Source organism: Microcoleus sp. Pol12B3 (assembly GCF_036701355.1).
Taxonomy (GTDB): Bacteria; Cyanobacteriota; Cyanobacteriia; order Cyanobacteriales; family Microcoleaceae; genus Microcoleus.
The window spans coordinates 170,574-192,325 of record NZ_JAUBQS010000003.1 but is presented as its reverse complement, the minus strand read 5'-3'; the positions used below and the strand labels follow the sequence as shown (position 1 = coordinate 192,325).

Sequence of the window (21,752 nt, the reverse complement as noted above, 5' to 3'; positions counted from 1 at the left end):
GTAGGAAAACAGTGAAAATTAATTCCCCAGTTATAACAGAAAACTTTTGAGGGCGAGGTAATTTCCGACTTTTCTCAAAGTAGGATGCCCCGCCGATTTACGCCAAAGTTGTCAGGCCTTGAAAATAGTCCTGTAAGTGCTGGTCGTTATCGTGGCTGAGGGCACCCTCCGGCAGCGATGCGGGCAAAAAAGCCTCAACCTCACTGACCTCAAGCGTATCCTGAACTTGCATATTGCCCTGCACCTCTGCAGCCACCACGATACAAATCGAGTGCAGGCGAGGGTCTCGATCGGCAGCCGAATAAACACCCACCAAGCGGCGGATTTTGACTAAATCGAGTCCTGTTTCCTCCGCTAATTCCCGGCGCACTGTCGTCGGAATATCCTCTCCCCAATCCACCATACCTCCCGGCAGTGCCCAGCGACCGTTGTCGCGGCGGCGAATTAACACAATTCGTCCGTCAGGCAATACGGGAATCACCGCAGTACCAGTGACGGGATGTCGAAAAATCAGTCCCAGCACAGTTTGTACAATTTGCCACAATCGACGCATAAACTCAAAAGCTTGTTTAGGAGATAGTAATTTCAGGCCTCCTAGCTTGCAGCTCCGGAGTCTTAATTTTTAATTTTTCATTCACGCCAGAGCTCTGGCAAGTCTGCTAGGATCTCAGCCGCGTGAGTTTCTGGTTTGACTTTCCGATAAACCTTTTCAATCCTACCATCTGGGTCGATCGCGAAAGTTGATCGAGTAATTCCCATAAATTCTTTTCCCATAAATTTTTTGAGTCCGTAACAGCCGTAGGCGGTAGCAACTTCGGCGTTTAAGTCGCACAGCAAGGGAAAAGGCAGTTGATATTTAGCTGTAAACTTGGCGTGGGTCCCGGCCCCGTCTGTACTGACGCCGAGGACTGCTATATTGCGCGACTGGTAGTCTGAGTAAATGTCGCGAAAGCCGCAAGCTTCTTTGGTACAGCCAGGGGTATTGTCCCTAGGGTAAAAATAAAGTACAACTCGCCGCCCTCGAAAATCTGCAAGGCTGACGACATTGCCTTGCGCGTCGGGCAGGCTGAAGACAGGAGCTACGTCACCGGGATTGATAGTCATTTGTCGTATTTGTCAAGAGTTTATAGAAATCTTCTGGAAGATTGAAAACATTGCGTCCCGATCGCACCGAGATGCCCACCAGCGACTTGAATCCCGGTGTTCTTTTTTCTGGGTCTTGTACCGGGTGTGCTATGATCGTCATCGGTCTAAAATTGAGTATAACTAGCCAACGTAAAAACTTAACTGGATTAGTTGAGTGCGTAGTCTCACCTAACGGTGTTGCGGTTTAGGAAAGCTAAATTTGAAGAAAACCTAACTACATAAAGAGAACTGATCGAGTACGGTATGGCATACCGGAATTTACGCTTGGGGAGAAGACACCTATATTTTGGCTGGAGAAATCCTGTCGCAAGCAAGTGACTTCGCTGAACCAAGAATCTCAGTCACCAAGAGTGCACAGAGTGTCAACCTTAAGAATCCCCGTGCGTGAAAGCCCGGGGACTGTCAATGTTTATTAGTGAGGTCAGAATGGCTAAGCGCCGCAATCTCAAGAAAGAGAAGGCACAACGAAATCAAGCATACGCTCGCAAGTTTCGCAAGCGGAGAAATCAAGATATGTTCTCCAATAAGAGAAGACGATTTGACGGCGGTAACGGCGGTGGCATGGGCGCCATGAGCGGTGGCGGCAGAGACAAAGACATGGCTGCTGCTGAAGATTAATTGAGTCAGGCTATCTGCCGAACTTAGAACCAGAGTGGAAAACACGATCGTTCTAAGGAGAGATAGCCAGCCGGAATTTGTCGAATAATTCAACGATATTTAGGCGATCCGATCGCGCGCAGCGATAAGTGATTTTCTCACTTGTTCAAACCCGGTACCCCCGTAACTATTGCGAGCCGCCACCACTTGCTGAGGTGCGATCGCGCTGTAAATGTCTGTCTCAAAGGCTGGGTGCAAGTCTTTCCACTCCTCAAGTGTCAAATCTTTGAGGAGTTTGCCCCCCGACAGGCAAGTTTTGACGACTTTGCCGACAAGGTTGTAAGCTTCCCGGAAGGGAACGCCTTTGGCGGCCAAGTAGTCGGCTACGTCTGTAGCGTTAGAAAAGTCTTCCGTAACAGCAGCAGCGAGGCGTGAGCCATTAAACTCAATTCCTTCGCGCAACAAAATTGTCATTGCTTCCAAGCAACCCTGTACCGTTCTTACGGTATCAAACAAAGCCTCTTTATCTTCTTGCAAATCTTTGTTGTAGGCCAAAGGAAGTCCCTTCACTACTACCAACAAGGCTTGCAAGTTACCGAACACCCGCCCCGCTTTGCCCCGCACCAACTCCGGCACGTCGGGATTTTTTTTCTGCGGCATGATACTAGAACCAGTAGCGCAGCTATCTTTGAGCGTAATAAATCCAAATTCGTGAGAAGACCACAAAATCATTTCTTCTGACAAGCGGCTCAGGTGCACCATAATCAAGCTGGCTGCGGCGAGAAATTCGATCGCAAAATCTCGATCGCTCACTCCATCTAAGCTATTAGCATAAACCTTGTCAAACTGCAATAGTTCTGCTGTATAATGTCGGTCAATTGGGAAAGTCGTCCCCGCCAGCGCGCCACAACCCAAAGGCGAAACATTCACCCGCTTGCAGATATCGCCGAGACGTTCCCAATCACGATCGGTCATTTCAAAATAAGCTAACAGATAATGAGCCAAACTGATTGGCTGAGCGCGCTGCAAATGAGTGTAACCGGGAATTAAAGTTTCCACGTTACGATCGGCAAGATCGAGCAAAACCCCTTGAAATTCCCGCAATTGCTCGCGAATTTCTGCGATGCGATCGCGCAAATACAAGCGAGTATCGGTGCCGGCTTGATCGTTGCGCGATCGGGCCGTGTGCAGCTTTTTGCCCGCATCCCCCACGATCTCCGTCAGTCGCTTCTCTACAGCGAAGTGAACGTCTTCTGCATCAACTCCCGGAACAAAAAGTCCTTGGCGGTATTCGCGGCGGATCTGTTCCAAACCATTGACTAACTGTTCGCCTTCTGCTGCGGAAATAATCCCCGTTTTGGCCAGCATTTTAGCGTGAGCGACAGAACCCGTCAAGTCATACTCAATCAATTCAATATCGAAGCCAATACTAGCATTAAATCGGGCGATCGCCGGGTGCAGCGCCGATTCAAATCTTTGACTCCAAGTTTTTTGTTGTGTTGTCATTGCTCAAGCTAAAACTAGATTGTATCTCTCTTGCAGAAGTCTATAAAACCGGTTTGTAGCAAAGACTTTAGTCTTTCCTCCGGTTTGTAGTCAGCACTTTATTCCTCTATTCCCAATTCGGCAATAAAAAACTCAAGTCCTGACTGACAACTTTTTATACATCTTTTGATCGGAAAAAACTGAAGTCTGGACTACAAAATTGTGAAACTTTTTCTGCATCATAAAGAAGTGAAGTTTGGGCTACAAACCTTTTAAATTCGTTGCCGATACCTTCTTCGACAAGAACTCTAACGAAAAATCCCTTTAAAGAACCAGCCCACAAAAATACCTATAAAAAAAGCTCCTATTTGACCAGTCGAAACAAAATTGTTCCAAGCTTTCTGGAAATTTGTAAAAATTTCGTAACTTTGACCCAAAATCACCGTCGAACTCAAATGAGATTTTAAAACTAACACGTGAGCGACATCATTCCAATTAATCGAATTGGTTAATCCAGCAGTAATTTCCGGTATTAAATTAACTATCATGGTGATTTTCTCCTGCTAAAGGTGTTACCCTAAGTACAACCAGTGTCATGTCATCTTCGTTACGATTGCCGATACCGATAAACTGGTGTACGCGATCGAACAAATAATCCAAAATTTCTTCAGACTGCTGATAATTTTGACAGGCCCACCCAAAAGCCGAGGTCAAGTTATCCTCATCAAACCGATCGCCCCTTTGATTAGCAGCATCGGTAAATCCGTCTGTGTAATAAATAATAGTATCTCCTGGCTGCAATTGCACTTGGGCTTCTTGGTAATGCGAATCAGCATCCAGGCCAATTAACATTCCCTCCAAAGTATCGAGCTGAACAATCGAATTAGTTGCAGCTTGCCACAGCAAAGGCGGGTGGTGAGCAGCATTGCTGTAAGACAAAACGCGAGTTTTCGGGTCGTACTCCGAATAAAACAGAGTCACAAAACGGTGGGAATTTTCCAAATCCGCGTGCATAACCCGGTTTAAATGTTGCAAAATTCTCGACGGCGAGTGGCGGTTCAAAACCTCCGCCCGCAGCATACCCCGTGTCATCGTCATCAACAGGCCCGCCGGTACTCCTTTGCCCATCACGTCGCCGATCACAATGCTCCAGCGGCCCTTGTCGATTTTGGACTTGAGATTTTTAATCAGGGATGGGGGGTTTTCCCCCTCATTCTCCTTGCCGATCGGGTCATAGTCAGCGGGGATAAAATCATAATAATCTCCGCCGACTCTGCTAGCAGTTTGGCAGCGGGCAGCCACGTCAAGACCGGGAATTTTCGGACAACTGCGGGGTTGCAGCCGCAATTGAATTTCTGCCCCGATTTCTAACTCTCTGTCTAAGCGGTCTTTTTCCGCCAACTTAACAGTAAGTTCGTCTTTGCAAATGGCCACGGCTGTTTGATCCGCCACCAACCGAACTAATTTCTGTCTGCTGGGAGTCCAGAGATATTGCGGATCGCTGCTAAAAACATAAAGCCGTCCGCGTTCCAAATTGTTGACTAAAATTGGTGCCCCAAACAAATGAACATCTGGACCCAAATAACGACCGACTTGCAGGTCTAGACTAGAAGTTTGCCCAGAGGTTTCCGAAAACGATGAAGCAGTAGCGCCCGCACCTGCTGTAGCTTGCCTGGTGGCTATTTCCAGCGCTTTTCGCATATCTTGGCACTGCCGTCCTTCCTGACAATGCAACTGCTGGAACCTAACTTGACCGTTGGGTTTGAACAGCACTAAAGCTCCCCCGTCGGCGTCGGTAACGCGAGTCGCCACCAAAGGCACCAACTCCAAAAATTGGTTGAGATTGTTAAAACTTCGCAGGGCAAATCCCAGCGAACCCAACATATCTTGAACGTTGTGCTGATATCGGTGCAAGCGCGCCACCAGTTCTTTGAGGGCAAATACTGGCGTCGCGTCGGTGGAATTGCGACCCGGTGGGCGGTCAGCAGGTTGAGGTGAGGGGCGAGGCAAAGGCACAGCAGTCATTTTTAATTTGTGATTGTCGATGTTAGAAGCAGGAATGATTGAGGACTTACGGGCCACTTGAACAGAAACCCGTTTTTTTCTCGAGCAAGTAGTTTGGTTTGAGCGAGTAAGTTGGGCACTAGGACATTTGTATCAACTTAAATCTAAAATTCTTAAGAAATCTCGTTTATAGCTGAGTCTAGATACCCCCTCAATCCACGCTCCTTGCTCTACTTGGGTGGGCCCAAGACCGCAGCGGATCCCCTTAAGAAGAAGGGGGACTTTGAGCATCTCCTGTCCCACCCGACTATCAAGGGGGCGCCAGGGGGATCGGGAAGAATGTACTCAGACAGCCGACTGATACTAAATTTGAGCTTAATTTGATACGCTTGCTTTGCCTCGCGGTTTGATCCCAACCAAGTAATAACAGAACGAAGGTATTGTTTCTAGATATTTATTTTTCACTCGATCGCTCGTGGCGATCGGCGCAAGTCCTGCGATGCTAGTTTGAGGTTAATAATTTGAGATTTTGAAGATCTGTGTCCGCCTCCCAAAGATGGGGGCGGCTGGCAAATGCCTCATCCATCTAAAATCTAAAATCTAAAATCGAGTAGGGCTTCCACAAATTCGTAACTAGAAAACGGACGCAAGTCTTCGATGCTTTCCCCGACTCCAATAAAGCGGATTGGCAGACCAAGCTGCTGCACTACTGCTAGGGCAACACCACCTTTAGCAGAACCGTCGAGTTTTGTCAATACTACTCCGCTTAATTTTGCCGATTCTGCGAACACTTCTGCCTGTCGCAAACCATTTTGACCCAGTGTGGCATCCAAGACCAGTAGAGATTCTACGGTAGCGCCTGGGGCTTTCTTATCTACAATGCGACGGATTTTACTTAATTCGTCCATCAGATTTTTTTTGTTTTGCAGGCGGCCTGCGGTGTCTACGATCAGCAGTTCTGTGCCTCGGGCGCTGGCAGCGGCGATCGCATCAAACACGACAGCAGCCGGATCGGTATTTTTCCCGGGGTTGGCAATAATTTCGACCCCACTGCGGGAACCCCAAACTTTCACCTGTTCGACGGCGGCGGCGCGGAAAGTGTCGGCGGCGGCAATTAGGGTTTTGTAGCCGGATTTTTGGGCAATGTGGGCAAGTTTGCCGATCGTCGTAGTTTTGCCCGCACCGTTGACTCCTACGATTAACCAGATGTTGAAGGTGTCTTTTTCCGGGGCAAATGTCAGGCTGTAGGCGGGATTGCCGGCGGCGGTTTCGGCACAGGGAGCGTCCAGAATGTCGCGCAGGATGGTTTTCAGATAGGCTAGAGCCTGTTCGGGCGGCAGCACTTCTTGTCTGAGTCTTTCTTGGAGGCGACTGATAATGATGTCGGTGGCTGCGACTCCGACATCGGCTTGCAGGAGCAAAGTCTCAATTTCCGCTACCGCGTCTTGATTTAGTGGCCCTTGACCGACGATCGCCTTTAGTCGATTAATTAAGCTGCGACGAGTTCTTTCTAAGCCTTGCCGCAGTTTTTGCAGCCAAGTGATTTCTTCGACGGACACTTGGTCTGGCCGCCGGCCTTGACTGGCTAAGATTTCTGATGACCACAGGAAGCCTTCGTCAAAGGCGAAACCGGGAATTTCTTCGATAATTGCCGCTCTCTCGGCGGCGGCTGCAATTACCTCTGGTTCTTCAAGGGCGGTTTCTTTGAGGCGTTCGATGCGCTCCATGCGATCGGCCTGAGCTCTGGCCCAAAACGGCAGGGCTTCGGCTGCTTCGCCCTCGGATGCCAGTGATTCGGTTTCTACAACCTCTGTTGCAGGTTCGGCAATTTCTATATTTTCTGCTGTAACTTCTAATTGTTGAGCAATAAGTGCAATGTCGATCGCCCCCGCTGTTGGTTGCAGAGTTTCTGCAATTTCTGCTGGCTTGGCTGCATCAAGTTCTGAAAGTTCGGTTGCTTCAACTGTTGCTGGTGCTGCAACTTCTGGAACTTCTGGAACAGTTGGTGCTGTGGGTGCTGGTTCAAGTTCGATCGGCTCGGTTGCTTCAATAGTCGCAGGTTCTGCAACTTCTGCAACTGCTGCGCTTTCTGCTTCGGCTGCTGGAACATCAGGCGCTGCAATCTCAGAAACTTCTGTTTCGGGTTTTTGCTGTTTTTGAATATTTTTGTAAGCAGCTTTTGCCCAATTGAGATAATCTTCGGCTACAGCAGGAGAGCCTTGCTCTGTTGCATCTGTTTGAGGCTCAACCGATGGGGATTTTGCCGACTCATCTTGCTGCTGTTGGGGGTTTGCCTCTGTTTCTGAAGATTTGCTTTCGCTGTACTGGCGACGAAACCAATTAAATACCATAGGAAATTGGGAATATAGTTATTAGTCCTTAGTTTAGAGCGGATTGCGAATTGCGGATTGTGGATTGCTAATGACTCTGGGTAAGGTTCGTGCCTCGGCGTGCACCCTCCGGGTAAGGTACTCACCAAGCACCCGGAGGACTGAGGACTAAGGACTAGGGACTAACAACTTCTGCATTGATTTTATCGACTACTCGGCGGAGGACTCCGTTGATGAAGCGATGTCCTTCGTCGCCGCTGTAGCGTTTTGCGAGTTGGACGGCTTCGTTGACGCTGACTTGTTCGGGTAAGCCGAGATATAGCATTTCGGCGATCGCGATTCTCATGATATCTCGATCGATCCGGGGCAACCGTTCTATTTGCCAGTCTACAAGGGCTTCCGAGAGCAATTCATCAATTTGAACACGGTTGGCGCTGACTTTCGTCAGGATTTGCAAAGCGTAGGTGCGGACATCTTGCTGGTTGGCTAGCTGGATCAGTTCTGGAAACTCCATTGCTGAACCGAGACGGTTGATGGCGGTTTGGGTGAGTTCGACTGCTTCCCGCACCATTGCTCTAGCACTTTGTATATCGGCTGCGCGGATTTCGCTGGCCAGCAGTTTGTCGCTACTCCGCTGCACTTCGGATGCGGCTGCTTCTAGGGATTCTTGAACTTCTGCTGTCAGGGTGCGGATGGCGGCGAGGAGAACATCTTGCAGTTTCTTGGCTTCTAAGAGTTCTGGATTCGCCGGCAGTTGGCTGATGCCGAGGAGTGCGAGTTCGCGTGCTGTTTCGCGGGCTTTTTTCATAGTTTTTAGATAGGAATTGGGACTTTAGGAATTTGGGAATTTTTGAGATTGCTAGGCGCTGGTTGAGAGCATAGACTTGGACTTTAGCAGAAAAACTCGCAAAAAACCCGCCCTGAGCCACTATTGTTTCTGGGTAGGTTTTGGACAAATATTATCTGTTATTGGGAAAGTAAAGTTTAGAGTTTCAAACCCGCTAACAATGGGGAGCATCTGAGTTTTGCTTTTACAGGAGAGCAAACGGGACGCCCACTATATGTATATATGTAGCGGGCGTCCCGTTTGCTCTCCTAAAAAACGCTTTTTACTCTCATTAATATGCTCTCTAAAGCTGACCTACAGATTAATGTCTTGGTTCACTCTTCTTCAACTGGGACAGGCTGGTATCTTGATTCGGATACCAAGGGTTCGAGTGTTTTGCCCTTGATTTTTTCAGGGGTTACTGCAATTGAGTTGTTGGGGTTGACGATGCCGCCAGAGATGATGACTTTAAAGGCATCTTCGATCGACATTGACAAATTGACTAAATCTGCCTCGGGAACTATAGCGTACCATCCGGTGGTGGGGTTGGGAGTGGTGGGGATGAAAATACCGATCGGGGTTTCACCGGAAAGGTGAGGCGGGATATCGTTACTCTCGATCGTACCGGTCACAAATGCTAAAGTCCAGATTCCCCGCCGGGGATATTCCACTAACACCACGCGGCGAAATTTGTCGTTTGAGTTGAGGAGGGTTCCCAGCAGTTGTTTGAGGGTTTTGTAAACCGAACCGGCTAGGGGAATTGCTTGCAACAGCCGTTCGCCAAAGTCTAGCAGCCACTTGCCGAAAATGTTGCGGGCCATTAAACCGATGACTAAGATGCTCAGCAGGGGTACAGCCAGACCTACTAAAAGATTTAGCAGATTCACCAAAATTGGGTGGAGTCCGTCAAAAGGGTTGATCTGCTTGGGAATTTTGGTGAGAAAATTGATCACCCAACTGGCGACGGTAATTGTCAGCCAGATGGTGGTAGCTAAGGGTATCACTACCAATAGTCCTGCGATCAGGTCGTTTTTTAAGTCTTGTTTGATGCGTTGGAGCACGGCGGGTCAAATCTCCTCGTAACTGGTTGCCAATAACCTGAATAAAGCTGAGACTAAAGCAACTGCACGGGCTTTACTGGAAGTCACCATAGACGATCGTCTTCAATTTTGCTAAACCCTACCCTTTCTGAGGGGGAAGAGTTAGGGATCGCCGGTGCTGTACCTCTATTTTAAAGAATTATTGCAAGTTGGCGCTTGGTTTTAATATATGCGGGCTGTGCAGCAGCTCACCGTATTGTATATTTTAAGACACTTTGGGTCGGTTGAATCAATAAGCCGATCGGTCAGAGGCAGCCAGGGAGTGGAAGTGTAGGGAGTCCAGACAAAATTTTCTGGGATTTGTATAGGAATTTAATTGGTCGATCGAGCTTTCTCAGATTTTCGGCTGGGTGGCACTTCCTTGTACCGAATTCAGTGGAATTTCGGCAGGTTGAGTGCAGCGTCTCTGACAAAATCTATCTTTGGATAGATGCAGTACGACTATTTTTGAGTATAAGGGGATTTTTGATGGCGACAGAGATAAACAAAGCAACAGTTGCCAACCATGCAACAGTTGCATGGTTGGCAACTCCGGCAAAAAGTAAAGCAGACAGACCAGCAACTTTGACTTTTTTGACAGGATCGATCGATATTCAGGAAATAAGGGCAGAATTCAACCGAATTCGAGCTTGAGAGGAGCGGCAAAGCAATATAGAATTAACTTGGGCATCACTACAAAAAAATAATCTGCCAAACGAGGTAGCAGTAGTTAGTAGCAAGCGAGATAAATTACTACATAGCTAGTTTTTTATAGCCAGAAGCGCGAAACTATTTGTTTAACAGGGTAGAGCTAAACTGCTGCATAGAAGCAAGACTCCAGCGATGGCGATTTCTTGGAAGCCGACGAAAGTTAATGAAAAACAAGCGTACTAGCGGCTAAAGTCAGAGCGGGGATTTACCTCGCTGCAAGCAGCAATAGAATTGATTAGAAGCTAGGATTGAGATATGAATGCTCAACTCATGAAACCAATTGATTTTTACATTTTTTTATGTCATTAAAAACGCAAGACTTTTTTGGGCTTCACTGAACCAGCCGCAGCCCGATCAAATTTTGTGTCCGCTAATTAATATTTAAGTAAAAGGAATTTTTGTGAAAACGCTCAGTATCCTCTTAGTAGAAGACAGTCCCCTAGATGCCGAACTGATTGAGGCATATCTAATGGATGGCGGGCTCCAATTTTCTCTGGTGTGTGTGGAAACTCGAGAAGACTTTGCTACGGCGCTGGAAAAACAACGTTTTGACATTATTTTGGCAGATTATATGCTGCCTTGTTTTAACGGGATAGCTGCGCTGGAAATCGCCCACACTACTTGTCCGGGAGTGCCGTTTATTTTTGTTTCGGCTACTTTAGGCGAGGAAGTTGCGATCGAAACTTTGAAAAGCGGCGCTACTGATTATGTTCTCAAACGCCGTTTGATAAGGCTGGTGCCGTCGATTGAGCGGGCCCTGCGGGAAGTTCAAGAACGGAACGATCGCAAGCAAGCCGAAGCACAGCAGCAGGAAAGCGAGGCTCGATTTCGGATTATGGCAGATACCGCGCCGGTGATGATTTGGATGTCCGGCACTGACCAACTTGGCGATTACTTTAACAAAGTTTGGCTGGAGTTTACCGGTAGAACTTTGGAACAAGAAATGGGCACGGGTTGGATGGAAAACTTGCACCCAGATGACTTGCCAGAATGTCTGGATATTTACCAAAAAGCCTTCGACGCTGGCAGCGAGTACCGGATAGAATGCCGTTTGAGGCGTTATGACGGGGAATACCGCTGGGTTTTGGGTACAGGCGTACCTCGGTACAGGCCCGATCGCACTTTTGCAGGTTACATCGGTTCTTACATCGATATTAGCGATCGAAAACTGGCCGAACAAGAACGCGCTGCGGCTTTGTCCCGCGAACAAGCAGCGAGGTTGCAAGCAGAAGAAACTGCTAAAGCGCTGCAATTGGCAAACGATAAAGTTACAAACATTCTCGAAAGCATTACCGATGCTTTTATCGCTGTTGATTTAAATTGGAACTATACCTATGTGAACCACCAAGCTATTGAGCTGTTAGGCCGACCAAAAGCAGAACTGATTGGTCAAAAAATTTGGGATATATTTCCCGGTGCTGTTGATTTACAGTTTTACAAAATGGCTACCAAAGCATTAGCAGAAAAGGTAACAATCGAGTATGAAGAATTCGTACCGTTATGGAAGAAGTGGTTGAAGATGCGTTTTTATCCTTCCGATTCGGGTTTGTCGGGTTACATCCAAGATGTTACAGATCGCAAGCAAACAGAAGCTGCACTCCAAGCTAGCGAAGAAAAGCTGAGAATGTTAGCCGAAGCTAACTTGATAGGAATTATTTTCGGGGATGTTAACGGTGGCATCATCGAGGCCAACGATGAATTTTTGCGGATAATTGGTTACACGCGGGAACAGTTGCAGCGCGGCGAATTAAACTCGATTGACATCACACCGCCGGAGTACCAGTCTCTCGACAAGAAGGGGATGGCAGAGGCACAAGCAACGGGGGCTTGCACTCCCTACGAAAAGGAATTCTGGAGGAGAGACGGCAGCCGGATTCCGGTGTTGATCGGATATGTTTTGCTGGCCCAAAAGCGGCAAGAATCTGTGGCTTTTATTCTCGACTTGACGGTTGGCAAGCAGTTGGAAAGAGAACTGCACGATCGAGCCCAGGAATTGGCGCGCGCGAACCGGATTAAAGACGAGTTTCTAGGAACTTTGTCCCACGAATTGCGGACGCCGCTGAATGCGATGCTGGGATGGGCACAACTGTTGCGAAACCGCAAGTTTGACGAAAAAACGACTGTTCGGGCTCTGGAAACGATCGACCGCAATACACGATCGCTGGCAACTCTGATCGAGGATTTGTTGGACGTGTCGCAGATTATTACTGGCAAACTGTCGCTGAATTTGCGGTGGGTGGATGTAATTTCGACTGTTGAGGCTGCGATCGATACTCTGGCGCCCGCGATTGCCGCCAAAAATATTGAAATTGTGACGGATTTCGACCCAACTACCGGGCGGATTTTTGCCGATTCGGGCCGGTTGCAGCAGGTAGCCTGGAATTTGCTGTCGAATGCGATTAAGTTTACTCCCGATGGCGGACAGGTGAAGGTGGCCGTGCGAAAGATGCAGGGGACTTTGGCCCATGAGGAATCCGCTTGCTGTAAAAAATTGTCGCCCGCTACTGTGGAAATTGAGGTTAGCGACACGGGACAAGGGATTTCAGAAGAGTTTTTGCCGCACGTTTTCGAGCGGTTCAGCCAAGCGGACAGCTCTACAAGGCGATCGTACAACGGATTGGGTTTGGGTTTGGCCCTAGTGCGGCATTTTGTGGAAATGCACGGGGGGACGGTGCAAGCCGAATCGGCCGGGAAGGGAAAAGGGTCGAGGTTTTTAGTGAGATTGCCAATTCAAAACCTTCCTGGCGACGGCGGATTTTCTGTTGCCGGACTCGGGGAGTTGGCGATTCCTCTAAGCAAGGCGCGAGCCCCTGTAAAGGAGTCTTTCGTCAACAGCAATCTTTCAGGAGTGCGGGTATTGGTGGTCGATATCGACGCGGATTCCCTGGATTTTGCCTCTACCGTGCTCGAAGATTGCGGGGCCCAGGTGGAGACTGCTAGCTCTGGAAAGGCTGCGTTGGAGGCGATTGAAAGGCTGAATCCGGATGTGTTGGCGATCGATATCGGGATACAGGCCCTTGACGGAGAGGCTCTGCTGCAACAAGTGCGATCGCGGATGGTGGACAGGGAAATTCCGGCGTTGGCCTTCACGGCGGTTGGTAGGGTAGAGGAACGGATACGGGCACTGCAGCAAGGTTTTCAAATTTACGTGCCCAAGCCGATCGAGCCTGCTGAGTTGGTCGCGGTGGTGGCAAGTTTGGCGGCGCGATCGAAGATTTTAGAGGTTAGATTTTAGATTGAGTGGGTTTGCAAACTTTGAGGACGGAGGTCGTGACTACAAACCAATGTTCTTGCATTGGAGCGATCGGATAATAATTCTTAGGCCTAATGCCAACTGGTAGATTAAACAAAAATATGTAGTTGCGCTTGTACGCTATTTCCTAAGCTAAGAGGGCACAAGCGCAACTACACACTTAAAATTTAAGCTTTATTTGTGACAGTTTGCCTGAGTCCTAATCCTGCCAAAAAAATTTTCGGTATGAATTAGACTTAGAGCTAATTTGTCAAGACCCAAAAGTTATAAATTTAATTTAGGTCATCGTGTGTAGTTTTTGATACTGATAGCAGTTTCTAAAAGGAATGCAACTGTAGACAAGTTCCAAACCCCGATCGTCATCTGTAGTCCAACTTCTCAAATCTCAAATCTCATATCTCAAATCTCATATCTCAAATTGTAGAAGGTGCAAGGACGATCGCGTTTAACAGTCTCTCCTAAAATATCAAGTTCAGCAATTAGCTGCTTCATGAAGCATGACTCTTAGTGACGGTTACAATTAACCTAATTTGTCATACCCCAAAAGTTATAAATTTAATCTAAGTCAAAGTTTTTAGCTTTTGAGCAGAGGTGCAGTGACGATCGCCCCTAACACTATTTCCTCAAATCTCAAGTTCAGCAACGAGATGCTTCATTAGAAAAATATTCGGCCGGCGTAAATGCTTCTAAAACTCCTATACTGCCCGCCGTGCAAGGTTTTTTTGGTTTTGGGATATGGACTCGCCGCCAACTTTCCACTATCGACGGTTAGATACCAATTGCACCCGGCCGGCATCCATTTCATCCATTAATAACTCTAAAGCCTCATAATCAATATCCGAGATGTACCCCAAACGGGTGAGCTCGTAGTTGATTTCGTTTTCAATGTCAGGCGTCAACTGCTTAATGTAGAGGGCTTTTTCTACAAGTTGACGAATAGCATGAGTTGCTTGCATAGTAAGTCGGAGAACTCCGTACAGTTTAATTTTCATCTGAAGTGTCGAGCAAACAGGTGATCTAGATCAGAACTAATAAGTGATTTAAATTACATTGTTCAGTTTTATCTAACAGCTAGGGCAAAGTCGATCGTAATTTTTAGAGTTACCAAGACTCAAGCTGCTGGCATTAATAAAAAATAGTATAGTAGCTTACGTTTCCTGCCCAAATCTTACGCAAAATTTCATAAAAAAGAGGCAATAAATAAAGATTCAGTAAAACTACTGAAAAAACTGGTCGATTTCCCTCAGAGCAAGTTAGCCTCAGAGTAATCAAGTAGGTTTAGGCTTACACCTGTCCAGCACAGTAGTTGAAAATACGTAGCAACCATAGGTTTGACATATGCAGACACTTCTTGCCCATAAACCAATTACGGTGATTCGACCCCTAGACCACCTGAATGCAGCCACCTGCGGAGAATTCGGACGGCAACTAATGACAGCAATTGCAGCCCCTGGGGTGGTAGCGGTACTCGTAGATTTGGGCGCAGTAAAATTTATTGACAGTGCCGGTTTGATGGCATTGGTTTCGGGTCTCAAACAGTCGAAAAAAATGGGGCGCAGGTTTAGTCTTTGCTCAGTATCTCCCGGGATTAAGATGATTCTGGAACTCAGCCAACTCGATCGAGTGTTTGAAATATTTGAAAATGTCGATAGCTTTGAAGCCGAAAACTCCTGCGTAAACCAGCACTGGTAGAGGTGACTCCTAGGCGAAAACAAGCAACAAAACACAGCAAATTCGGTTAAATGCCGGAAAAGACAGGCTACTGTCGTTGGCGTGTTGGCAGATTTTAAGGTAGGCTGCTTAAGAGTCGCAAATATTTAGCGAGTCGAGCCGTGGCAGTAAAAGTCGAAGAATTACTTACAGCAGACATTAATCAGCCTGCTCGTTATCTGGGAAACGAATTGGGATCTACGCACAAGCCTTGGGACGAGGCGTTGGTGCGCTGGGTTCTCACTTACCCAGAAGTTTATGAAGTTGGTGCTTCCAATCTGGGACACATCATCCTTTACAACATTTTGAACGCAGGGCCGAGACAGTTGTGCGATCGAGCTTATTTGCCCGCACCAGACTTGGCAGCAAAATTGCGATCGACCAAAACTCCGCTGTTTGCCGTAGAATCGAGGCGATCGCTCACAGAATTTGATATTCTGGGCTTCAGCCTCAGCTACGAACTCGGAGCCACAAACATTCTGGAAATGCTGGATTTAGCCGGCATTCCCCTAACTTGGCAAGAAAGAGCGACAAATCCCCAAAACGCTGCTCAAATTCCGCTGATTTTTGCTGGCGGGCAAACGGCAACTTCTAACCCCGAACCCTACGCGGACTTTTTTGACTTCATCGCTTTGGGAGATGGAGAAGAGTTGCTGCCAGAAATTGGCTTGATTTTGGCAGAAGGCAAAACCAATAATTTGAGCCGAGAAGCATTGCTGCTGGATTTAGCGCAAATTCCAGGCGTCTACGTCCCGCAATTCTACGATATGGCGGCCGACGGTTCTGTTCATCCCAACCGCCCGCAAGTTCCAGAACGAATTCTGCGCCGCGTGGCAACTCCGATACCAGCTTATTCGATCGGGCTGGTTCCCTACGTCCAGACAGTACACGACAGGCTGACAGTAGAAATCCGCCGGGGATGCACCCGCGGCTGTCGCTTCTGTCAGCCGGGAATGCTGACTCGTCCCGCGCGCGATGTCGAACCGCAGCAAGTCGTAGAGGCGATCGAACAGGGGATGCAAGCCACCGGTCACAGCGAGTTTTCCCTGCTTTCCCTGAGTTGTTCCGACTATCTGGCACTCCCGGCAGTCGGGATGGAAATCAAAAATCGCCTGAAAGATAAAAATATTTCTCTGTCTTTACCCAGTCAGCGGGTAGACAGATTTGACGATAATATTGCCGACATTCTCGGCGGTACGCGACAAGGCGGTTTGACTTTTGCCCCGGAAGCGGGTACTCAGCGGATGCGCGACATCGTTAACAAAGGTTTGACAAACGAAGAATTGCTCCGGGGTGTCAAAACTGCGGTCGATCGCGGCTGGGATAAAATCAAGCTGTATTTTATGATCGGTTTGCCCGGAGAAACAGATTTTGATGTTCTGGGCATCGCCGAAACAGTCCGCTGGCTGCACCGGGAATGCAGGGTGGATGGCCGCCGGGGACTGAATTTTAACTTGACAATTTCTAATTTTACGCCTAAGCCTCACACTCCTTTTCAGTGGCACTCGGTTTCTACTGCTGAGTTTTCCCGCAAGCAAAAACTCCTGAAGGGAGAATTTCGAGGGATGCGGGGCGTCAAGGTGAACTACACTGATGTGCGAATTTCGGCAATGGAGGATTTTGTCGGACGGGGCGATCGACGTTTGGCTGCTGTAGTCCGCCGCGCTTGGGAACTTGGCGCGGGTATGGATGCGTGGTGGGAAAGCTTAGATCAGGCTTATAAAGCTTGGACTCAGGCGATCGATGAATCCGGTCTTACCTGGAAATACCGCCAAGTCGAAAGCGGCGAGTGGAATCTTTTTGAGAAGGAAGAAGGAAGTTCGGCAACGAGCACTGTACAAGATGTAACGGATGTCAGTCCGAGGTTCGTCGGAAGAAGGAAGTCGGAAGAAGGAAGAGAAATCAAGGAAGATTTTCCCAATTCTTCGGATCTCCCCCTCTCCCTCTCCCCCTCCCCCTCCCCCTCTCTCCCCCTCTCTCTCGATCGGGCCCTGCCTTGGGATCATTTAGATACGGGGATCGACAAAAACTGGCTGAAAATTGACTTGCAAAAGGCTTTAGAAGCAGCGACGGTTCCCGACTGTTCCTTTGAAGGGTGTTCGCGCTGCGGGGTGTGTGGCACCGATTTCGGACACAATGTGGTTGTGGATGCGCTCCCAATTCCTGAGTTTGCTGGGGAGTTCGTGCCGAATACGGAGCGGAAACAGCGTTTGCGGGTTTGGTTCGGGAAGGTGGGCGATATGGCTTTGGTTGGTCATTTGGATTTGATCCGATTGTTCGATCGAGTAGTCCGCAGAGCTGATTTGCCGATTTCGTTTACCGGCGGGTTTCACCCGAGCCCTCGGATTTCTCTGGCAAATGCTCTGCCTCTGGGTGTTACCAGCACTGGGGAAATTGCCGACTTTGAGCTCACTGAGTCGATCGATATTGAGAGTTTTCGGGAAAAGTTGGTGGCTAAGCTGCCGGAAAATATTCCGATTTACAAGGTTGAGTCGATCGATCTCAAGGCTCCTTCTGCTAACCAGTTGTTAGAAGCAGCGGAGTACGTGATTACTGTGGCTGTAGGCGGCTCCTTGACAGAAAATGGTGAATTAGACGGGGAAAATTCTGCTCCTGTCCCCGTGGCTCCTGATGCCAACTGGGAAGCTTGGGTCAAGACGATCGCCGAAACCGAGGCTTTTTGGCGGGTGCATACTACTAAGTCGGGAAAGACGCAGGATATCAATTTGCGCCAAAGGCTGCACAAACTAGAACTTGTACGGCACAAACCAGACAGCAGCACCTCTGCTAGGAGTGCTACATCCGAAGGTAGAGCCGTCTTGCGCTATACCGGCAGTTGTCGCAGCGACGGCAACGTGCTCAAGCCAGAACATATTGTTTTCATGCTCGAACAAGTCAGCCAGCAGGAAATTCAGCTTCTGCAGGTTGAGCGTAGTCAGCTAATCCTGGGTTATGGTTAAAATAGGGGAGCTGTGGTGGAATATTTCACCTTCGGCTCTCGATCGGGATGTGTCGTTTCACGCTATAATCGCTTGTTATGGAAGCCGCGGCGGCTCGAGCGCTTTAGTCGCTCGCCGCCCTCGTCAACCAGCAACGCGGGCTGGGTGCAAATTGCTTCTGTTCAAGACTTCAAGCCTTTTTGTTGTACATTCACGGGCTAAATCTAGCGCCAAACCTGCAGGAGCGGGGTCTGAACCAAATTTAGCGATTAATTTCGATCGATCGACTGGTTGTCGGTGGTCGGCTTATTCACAAATCTCACGGTTCAAACCGCAGAGCGGGTATTCAACAATAGATGTTTTTGACGGGTCAAAAAACGGAGATAAGCCCCCGACTTAAGTCGTGGAGAACCAAAAATTTTAGATGTGACACTTTAGTTCAATCTCCCAGGTTCATCTGTGGAGTAAATCTAAAATCTAAAATCTAAAATTTAAAATCTAAAATCGACTGACCCGTCAAAAAACGGAAATAAGCCAAGCCCCCGACTTAATTCGTGGAGAACCAAAAATTTTAGATTTTAGACTCTAGTTCAATCTCCCAGATTCATCTGTGGAGTAAATCTAAAATCTAAAATTTAAAATTTAAAATTGACTGAACCGTCAAAAAACGGAGATAAGCCCCCGACTTAATTCGTGGAAAACCAAAATTTTAGATTTTAGACTCTAGTTCAATCTCCCAGATTCATCTGTGGAGTAAATCTAAAATCTAAAATCTAAAATCTAAAATCGACTGACGAGGTTTTAGGGTTGGCAGGGGCGGAGGTTGCAGTCGAATGCCAAGCTGGGGTATGTTGAGTGCGATCGCGCAAGAATTCAACAAAAGTCTAAGCGCTTTCACTCCTACCTACTTTCGCTCAAAACCAGCCCTCAACCACCACGCAAGCGGAGTTATCAGTTCGGAGTGTTAAGTTGTGTGTTAAGAAATTGGTACGGTGTCAATGAATTTATTCGCTGAGTTCAAAGGAAGAGTTGTAAGTGTTGAATTTTGAGTATTGATATCGCAATTCTCAACTCAAATCTCAATCTGGCTAACTCGATAAAAACCTCCTTATTTCTATCTCTCAGATTTATCTGCTGAGCATAACTCATAACTCTGTACGGGCGGGTTTAACTACTTTATCTGTAACAGTTAACACTGAACAGTTAACAGTGAACGGTCAACAGTTAACTTTCCTTCCACCCTGCACCAACTCACAGCTAATAACTCTTCAAGCTACTACTAATTACAGTCTAAGTTCAGAGGCACTATGAGTGCGTAAGTGTCTCTAACTTGCTGCCAGTTTTTTGAGGAAATTGAATGACAAAGCAGATAGTTATAGCAGAGCAGCATCGCATTGCTGCCGTCTTTTCAGAAGATCAAATCCAAGAACTTGTGGTAGCCACAGGCAGCCACCAAGTCAGTGACATTTACTTGGGAATTGTTGAAAATGTACTGCCTGGGATAGATGCGGCGTTCGTCAATATTGGCGATCCAGAACGTAACGGGTTTATGCACGTCACAGACCTCGGCCCGCTGCGCCTTAAACGCTCGGCAGGAGCAATTACAGAACTCCTGACCCCCCAGCAGAAAGTGGTGGTACAGGTAATGAAAGAACCGACGGGCAGCAAAGGCCCCCGGCTGACAGGCAACATTACCCTGCCGGGCCGCTATTTGGTACTGATGCCCTACGGCAGGGGAGTCAATCTCTCGCGGCGGATCAAGTCCGAAGCCGAGCGCAACCGCCTCAGAGCCCTGGCTATTTTGGTGAAACCGGCCGGGATGGGGCTGCTGGTACGCACTGAAGCTGAAGGGATGACCGAAGAAGCGATCATGGAAGATTTGGAAGTCCTCCAAAAACAGTGGGAAGCCGTTCAACTCGAAGGCGGTACTTCGCGGGCGCCGGCACTGCTCAACCGGGATGACGATTTTATCCAGCGGGTGCTGCGAGATATGTTCAGCGGTGACGTGAATCGGATTGTGGTGGACTCGCAAAATGGAATTAAGCGGGTGAAGCAGCAGTTGATGAGCTGGAACGGCGGTAAACTTCCTGCGGGAGTTTTGATCGACCACCACCGAGAGCGCGCCTCGATTTTAGAATTTTTCCGGGTTAACGCTGCGATTCGAGAAGCCCTCAGACCGAGGGTTGATTTGCCTTCGGGCGGTTATGTGATTATCGAGCCGACTGAGGCGCTGACGGTGATAGATGTCAACTCTGGCTCGTTTACTCGATCGGCGACGGCTCGGGAAACGGTACTCTGGACAAATTGCGAAGCAGCAACCGAAATTGCTAGACAACTGCGGTTACGCAATATTGCCGGGGTGATTATTGTTGACTTTATTGACATGGAATCCCGCCGCGATCAGTTGCAGGTGCTGGAACATTTCAATAAAGCTCTCAAAGCTGACAAAGCTCGACCGCAAATCGCTCAACTGTCGGAATTGGGGCTGGTAGAACTGACTCGCAAGCGCCAAGGTCAAAATATTTACGAGTTGTTTGGTCACAGTTGTCCGACTTGCAGCGGGTTGGGTCATCTGGTGCAACTCCCCGGAGAAGAAGACTTCGCCGCAGCGGTGCGGGAATCGGGCGATCGCACCGTTGCTACGTCGAACCGCGTTTTGTTGAATTTGCCCGAAGGATTGGAACGCCGCAGCTTGACGCCTGTGGCGGCTGCAACTCCTGCACCAGTGCGGGAAGAACGCCCCCCCGAACCTGCTCGGGCTGCTTGGGAACCTCAGAGCGAAAGTGTGGATTTTGAGACCGGCAGCAACGCCTCGCCTTTGGACTTGCTCAACCATCCCAGCTATCAGGATTTGGGGAACGGAACTAGACGCCGCCGCCGCCGCCGGATTGGCGAAGAGCCTTTTGCTCTCCCGGCGGAGGAGGAACCTGTACGTAGCAAGTTGCGGCTGCCGAATACTTCGAGCGCGCCCGTCGCGGATACGCGATCTGAGTATCTGGCACCCCCCGGCATCCGGGCGGCTTCGGAGGGCTTCGGGCTGGTGAATATGGCGACTGTTGGCAGGCGCGAGGATTTCGATCGCGTGCGTCCGGCTAAGTCTGAGTTGATGAAGCCGATGGTGGAGCCTCCAGAGGTGATTTCGGTGGAAATGACGGCGGAGGAACAGGATGTTTATGCTCTGATGGGGGTTTCTCCTTTGGTGCTTACCGATCGCACCGTGAAAAATCCTAAGAATGCGATCGTTTCGGTGACTCTCCCGGGAGCGGCCCCGAACAAGCCGCCTTTCGAGCAGCTCGAATTTGAATTTGAAGCGACGACGCCTGCACAGAATGTTGAGGAACGGGATTATTATCCAGAAAGGTCGGTAGTTGAGCCTGTTTTTTCTGAGGATGATGATGATGATGATGAGACCCAAATTTATGGCGAGAGTTTGATCGACGAAACTGATGATTTTGATCGGATTGAGGAACCCAGCGATGTGATGGGCGAATCTTATGAACCGACCGCATCCCATGAGGCGATCGCACTCAATGAGCCGATCGAATCCAATGAGCCGATCGAACTCAATGAGCCGATCGAACCCACCCAACCCAGCGAACCCAGCGAACCCGAGGAGCCTGCTATCAACCGCCGCCGCCGCCGCCGCTCGTCAGCCGTTGTGGATGAGTGATA

16 protein-coding genes are annotated in these 21,752 nt (G+C 48.6%); 6 read left to right on the top strand and 10 right to left on the bottom strand.

Features of this window, described 5'->3' with window-relative positions:
• Positions 1 to 97 precede the first annotated feature (97 nt).
• From QUA53_RS02785 to QUA53_RS02775, 3 genes are all read right to left on the bottom strand, one after another.
• Positions 98 to 553 (bottom strand): NUDIX hydrolase, encoded by a 456-nt coding sequence (locus QUA53_RS02785; RefSeq protein WP_333094826.1) that lies wholly within the window; start codon positions 551 to 553, stop codon positions 98 to 100.
• 77 nt (positions 554 to 630) lie between these two features.
• Positions 631 to 1,104: a thioredoxin-dependent thiol peroxidase gene (bcp, locus tag QUA53_RS02780; RefSeq protein WP_333094829.1), complete on the bottom strand. Its 474-nt coding sequence runs from the start codon at positions 1,102 to 1,104 to the stop codon at positions 631 to 633.
• Positions 1,085 to 1,246 carry a hypothetical protein gene (locus QUA53_RS02775; protein WP_333094831.1) on the bottom strand — a complete coding sequence of 54 codons (162 nt, stop codon included), beginning with the start codon at positions 1,244 to 1,246 and terminating at the stop codon, positions 1,085 to 1,087. Before QUA53_RS02775 ends, bcp begins: the two co-directional genes overlap by 20 nt.
• Before the next feature lie 326 nt (positions 1,247 to 1,572).
• Between QUA53_RS02775 and QUA53_RS02770 the strand changes: the two genes are divergently transcribed.
• Positions 1,573 to 1,764, top strand: a complete 192-nt coding sequence (locus tag QUA53_RS02770; protein WP_190738786.1) for a hypothetical protein — start codon at positions 1,573 to 1,575, stop codon at positions 1,762 to 1,764.
• A gap of 99 nt (positions 1,765 to 1,863) precedes the next feature.
• Here the strand turns inward: QUA53_RS02770 and argH are convergent, their stop codons facing one another.
• The 6 genes from argH to QUA53_RS02740 all read right to left on the bottom strand — a co-directional run bounded on the left by argH (position 1,864) and on the right by QUA53_RS02740 (position 9,449).
• A complete protein-coding gene (gene argH / locus QUA53_RS02765; protein ID WP_333094832.1) occupies positions 1,864 to 3,249 on the bottom strand; it encodes an argininosuccinate lyase in 1,386 nt (461 codons plus the stop codon).
• A gap of 287 nt (positions 3,250 to 3,536) precedes the next feature.
• Positions 3,537 to 3,776 carry a hypothetical protein gene (locus QUA53_RS02760; RefSeq protein WP_333094833.1) on the bottom strand — a complete coding sequence of 80 codons (240 nt, stop codon included), beginning with the start codon at positions 3,774 to 3,776 and terminating at the stop codon, positions 3,537 to 3,539.
• The gene (locus QUA53_RS02755; protein WP_333094834.1) at positions 3,766 to 5,253 is read right to left on the bottom strand and encodes a PP2C family protein-serine/threonine phosphatase; all 1,488 of its coding nucleotides are present in this window, start codon (positions 5,251 to 5,253) and stop codon (positions 3,766 to 3,768) included. Before QUA53_RS02755 ends, QUA53_RS02760 begins: the two co-directional genes overlap by 11 nt.
• A gap of 572 nt (positions 5,254 to 5,825) precedes the next feature.
• Complete coding sequence (gene ftsY / locus QUA53_RS02750) at positions 5,826 to 7,583, bottom strand: signal recognition particle-docking protein FtsY (RefSeq protein WP_333094835.1); 1,758 nt, start codon at positions 7,581 to 7,583, stop codon at positions 5,826 to 5,828.
• 154 nt (positions 7,584 to 7,737) lie between these two features.
• Positions 7,738 to 8,370: a transcription antitermination factor NusB gene (gene nusB / locus QUA53_RS02745; RefSeq protein WP_333094836.1), complete on the bottom strand. Its 633-nt coding sequence runs from the start codon at positions 8,368 to 8,370 to the stop codon at positions 7,738 to 7,740.
• 353 nt (positions 8,371 to 8,723) lie between these two features.
• Positions 8,724 to 9,449: a DUF502 domain-containing protein gene (locus tag QUA53_RS02740; RefSeq protein ID WP_333094837.1), complete on the bottom strand. Its 726-nt coding sequence runs from the start codon at positions 9,447 to 9,449 to the stop codon at positions 8,724 to 8,726.
• 507 nt (positions 9,450 to 9,956) lie between these two features.
• Here QUA53_RS02740 and QUA53_RS02735 point away from each other — a divergent pair.
• Both QUA53_RS02735 and QUA53_RS02730 read left to right on the top strand, forming a co-directional pair.
• On the top strand, positions 9,957 to 10,121 hold the full coding sequence (locus QUA53_RS02735) for a hypothetical protein (RefSeq protein ID WP_333094838.1): 165 nt from the start codon (positions 9,957 to 9,959) through the stop codon (positions 10,119 to 10,121).
• 457 nt (positions 10,122 to 10,578) lie between these two features.
• The gene (locus tag QUA53_RS02730; protein ID WP_333094840.1) at positions 10,579 to 13,413 is read left to right on the top strand and encodes a PAS domain S-box protein; all 2,835 of its coding nucleotides are present in this window, start codon (positions 10,579 to 10,581) and stop codon (positions 13,411 to 13,413) included.
• Positions 13,414 to 14,189: 776 nt separating this feature from the next.
• Here QUA53_RS02730 and QUA53_RS02725 read toward each other — a convergent pair.
• A complete protein-coding gene (locus QUA53_RS02725) occupies positions 14,190 to 14,387 on the bottom strand; it encodes a hypothetical protein (protein ID WP_333067027.1) in 198 nt (65 codons plus the stop codon).
• Between the two features lie 382 nt (positions 14,388 to 14,769).
• Here QUA53_RS02725 and QUA53_RS02720 point away from each other — a divergent pair, with 382 nt between their 5' ends.
• From QUA53_RS02720 to QUA53_RS02710, 3 genes are all read left to right on the top strand, one after another.
• Complete coding sequence (locus QUA53_RS02720; RefSeq protein WP_333094841.1) at positions 14,770 to 15,123, top strand: STAS domain-containing protein; 354 nt, start codon at positions 14,770 to 14,772, stop codon at positions 15,121 to 15,123.
• Between the two features lie 140 nt (positions 15,124 to 15,263).
• On the top strand, positions 15,264 to 18,101 hold the full coding sequence (locus tag QUA53_RS02715; protein ID WP_333094843.1) for a TIGR03960 family B12-binding radical SAM protein: 2,838 nt from the start codon (positions 15,264 to 15,266) through the stop codon (positions 18,099 to 18,101).
• A gap of 1,336 nt (positions 18,102 to 19,437) precedes the next feature.
• The gene (locus QUA53_RS02710) at positions 19,438 to 21,750 is read left to right on the top strand and encodes an Rne/Rng family ribonuclease (RefSeq protein ID WP_333094844.1); all 2,313 of its coding nucleotides are present in this window, start codon (positions 19,438 to 19,440) and stop codon (positions 21,748 to 21,750) included.
• Positions 21,751 to 21,752 lie beyond the last annotated feature (2 nt).

Excerpts from the sequence above, each read along its gene's own strand:
- QUA53_RS02760 (WP_333094833.1), bottom strand. The coding sequence starts at position 3,776 with ATGATAGTTAATTTAATACCGGAAATTACTGCTGGATTAACCAATTCG.
- QUA53_RS02770 (WP_190738786.1), top strand. The coding sequence starts at position 1,573 with ATGGCTAAGCGCCGCAATCTCAAGAAAGAGAAGGCACAACGAAATCAA.
- QUA53_RS02755 (WP_333094834.1), bottom strand. The coding sequence starts at position 5,253 with ATGACTGCTGTGCCTTTGCCTCGCCCCTCACCTCAACCTGCTGACCGC.
- QUA53_RS02785 (WP_333094826.1), bottom strand. The coding sequence starts at position 553 with ATGCGTCGATTGTGGCAAATTGTACAAACTGTGCTGGGACTGATTTTT.
- bcp (WP_333094829.1), bottom strand. The coding sequence starts at position 1,104 with ATGACTATCAATCCCGGTGACGTAGCTCCTGTCTTCAGCCTGCCCGAC.
- QUA53_RS02720 (WP_333094841.1), top strand. The coding sequence starts at position 14,770 with ATGCAGACACTTCTTGCCCATAAACCAATTACGGTGATTCGACCCCTA.
- ftsY (WP_333094835.1), bottom strand. The coding sequence starts at position 7,583 with ATGGTATTTAATTGGTTTCGTCGCCAGTACAGCGAAAGCAAATCTTCA.
- QUA53_RS02735 (WP_333094838.1), top strand. The coding sequence starts at position 9,957 with ATGGCGACAGAGATAAACAAAGCAACAGTTGCCAACCATGCAACAGTT.
- QUA53_RS02725 (WP_333067027.1), bottom strand. The coding sequence starts at position 14,387 with ATGCAAGCAACTCATGCTATTCGTCAACTTGTAGAAAAAGCCCTCTAC.
- nusB (WP_333094836.1), bottom strand. The coding sequence starts at position 8,370 with ATGAAAAAAGCCCGCGAAACAGCACGCGAACTCGCACTCCTCGGCATC.
- QUA53_RS02710 (WP_333094844.1), top strand. The coding sequence starts at position 19,438 with ATGACAAAGCAGATAGTTATAGCAGAGCAGCATCGCATTGCTGCCGTC.
- argH (WP_333094832.1), bottom strand. The coding sequence starts at position 3,249 with ATGACAACACAACAAAAAACTTGGAGTCAAAGATTTGAATCGGCGCTG.
- QUA53_RS02775 (WP_333094831.1), bottom strand. The coding sequence starts at position 1,246 with ATGACGATCATAGCACACCCGGTACAAGACCCAGAAAAAAGAACACCG.